Source organism: Streptomyces sp. AV19 (genome assembly GCF_015999245.1).
Classification (GTDB): Bacteria; Actinomycetota; Actinomycetes; order Streptomycetales; family Streptomycetaceae; genus Streptomyces.
In genome coordinates, this window is sequence record NZ_JAEAMR010000025.1 from 1 (window position 1) to 1,967 (window position 1,967).

Consider the following 1,967-nt stretch of genomic DNA (forward strand, 5'->3'; position numbering starts at 1 on the left):
CCGTACCAGCTGAGGCAGGCGCACTTGAAGCTCTCCCGGGCCTCGATCGAGGTGCCCGGCATCTCGTAAATGACGGTCGCCGCGCGCTCGACAGCCTGGCTTCGGTCACTCCAGCGCTCGTCGCCGAAGCTGACCGGGAGGCCGATCGCGAGCGGGAACTTCCCCGCGACGTCGGCGAGAAGGTCGTAGCAGTCCATCAGCAGGTAGATGGTCCGCTTGGTGTTCTTGTCGAGCTCGTCGGACATGTTGCCCGCCTTTCTCTCGTGGATGGTGTGGCGGGTTGGGGTTCGCGGCCCCTTCCCGTTGGGTGTCAACTTACAGCATTGGGGTATCGAGATGCAACGTCTTTGGGTGAAGAGAAGCCCGCCCCCACAAGATTGAGGAGGCGGGCGGCTGCATCACTCGGCGACGCGGAACCCCGTCAGCCGGTCGTCCTTCCCCACGGATGCCCAGAGCCGCATTCCGGGAAGGGCCCTCACTTCGACCCCGGCCTCGGCAGCGACCTGCGCGGCGGGATACCGGACCGGCTCCGCCGGGTCCGGTACGTCCGCCACGATCTCGGCCTGGTCTCCGAACAGGAGCAGCACCCGCACCTTGACTTGCTCGCTCATTCCGTCCTCCGTGATCTGGTCCGCGTGGGTGGCGACGATGGGCATGATGATTCCTTCCAGGGTTGTCAGGGCGCACTGGCGGCCGCGCGGATGACCGCGTAGGCGCCCCCGGCGTGCTGCTCGACGGTCGGCGTAGTCGTAGCTGTAGCCGGGGCCGTAGTCGGTTCCTGACCTGCGGCGACTACAACTACGCGCCCGGCCTCGGGCCCGTCTGGGGACAGGGGTGGGAGGTCCTTCACCTTGACGCCGGTGGACACTCCGCGGCCGGGCTGCCGTACGGACGGGGACACGGGCACCCCGTGCGCGGCGCACAGGGACCGCACGGCGGCGGTCTCCTTGGGGTTGTCGGTGAGGTGCTCGGCGAGGGCGGAGAGATGGGCTCCGGCGCCGCCCTGGGCGAGCTTGCGGACGAGCGCGGAGAACTCCTCCTTGGTGAGCGCCGGTTCGGTGACGGGTGGGGGATCCTCGACGGTGTTATCCGGGCTCTCCGCAGGCGCGGGGGTAGCCGCTTGTCCGGTGCGCCAGGCCGCCGCGCTCCAGACGGGCGTCAGGGCCCACAGGGCCGCCGGGTGGGCGATGACCAGCCGCCCTGCCTCCGCCAGCCCGGCCAGGAGCAGGACTGTACGGAAGGCCGGTCCGAGGGCGGCGCGCCAGCCGGTCAGGTCGGTGCGGTAGCCACGTCGGCACCAGGCGCAGGCGCCCCCGATGATCCGCCGGGCGAGCGCGGCAGAGCCGTCCGTCAGGCCCCCGGCGATGTATTGGAGGCGGGTCACAGCGACAACGCGCCTTCCAGGCCGGAGCGCAGTGTTGCTCCTAGTCCGTTGACGGCTCCGGGGAGCCAGGACAGGGCGCCGGCCACGCCGGCGGTGAAGGTGAGGCTCGTACCGCAGAACGCTCCCCCGGCCATGCGGCGGCGGTCGGCCTTGCCTGCGGCGCGCCATGCGGCGCCGACGGCGATGGTGGTGAGGAAGACGACGACTCCGCCGTCGGGGGTCAGGGCGCCGAGGGAGCCGTGGGCGATGGCTCCGCCTTCGGTGCCGGTGGTGCCGCGTACGACGGTGCCGCCGGCCTTGTTGGCGCTGGTGGCGGAACAGCCGGCGAGCCAGCCGAGGATGCCGCCGGTGCACATGGTGGCGGTGGAGCCGAGGAGGAAGCTTCCGCTGAAGGGGAGGAGGTCTTTCGGGCTGCGGCCGCCCTTCCACCACGGGCGCAGGTTGAGGTAGGTGATGCCGATGCTGACGGCTGATCCGGCGAGGGTGAGGTCGGTGTTCATCGGTGGACTCCGGTGAGGGCGGTGACGGGGTCGTAGAGGTCGATGGCGCCGATGACGCCGATGAAGGTGATGACCACGGCGGT

Annotated in this window: 4 protein-coding genes; all 4 read right to left on the reverse strand. The window is 70.5% G+C overall.

The features are described from left to right. Positions 1-245, reverse strand: a 245-nt coding sequence (locus tag I5Q34_RS32560; RefSeq protein ID WP_199896106.1) for a hypothetical protein, incomplete at its 3' end; no start/stop codon positions are given. 153 nt (positions 246-398) lie between these two features. After that, on the reverse strand, positions 399-656 hold the full coding sequence (locus I5Q34_RS32565) for a hypothetical protein (protein WP_234429882.1): 258 nt from the start codon (positions 654-656) through the stop codon (positions 399-401). A 20-nt stretch (positions 657-676) separates the two neighbouring features. Continuing rightward, positions 677-1,384 (reverse strand): hypothetical protein, encoded by a 708-nt coding sequence (locus I5Q34_RS32570; protein WP_199896107.1) that lies wholly within the window; start codon positions 1,382-1,384, stop codon positions 677-679. Further along, positions 1,381-1,884, reverse strand: a complete 504-nt coding sequence (locus tag I5Q34_RS32575) for a hypothetical protein (protein WP_199896108.1) — start codon at positions 1,882-1,884, stop codon at positions 1,381-1,383. The genes I5Q34_RS32570 and I5Q34_RS32575 overlap by 4 nt, the downstream gene beginning before the upstream one ends. Positions 1,885-1,967: the final 83 nt, after the last annotated feature.

Coding starts and splice junctions, on each gene's coding strand:
- I5Q34_RS32565 (WP_234429882.1), bottom strand. CDS start 656: ATGCCCATCGTCGCCACCCACGCGGACCAGATCACGGAGGACGGAATG.
- I5Q34_RS32575 (WP_199896108.1), bottom strand. CDS start 1,884: ATGAACACCGACCTCACCCTCGCCGGATCAGCCGTCAGCATCGGCATC.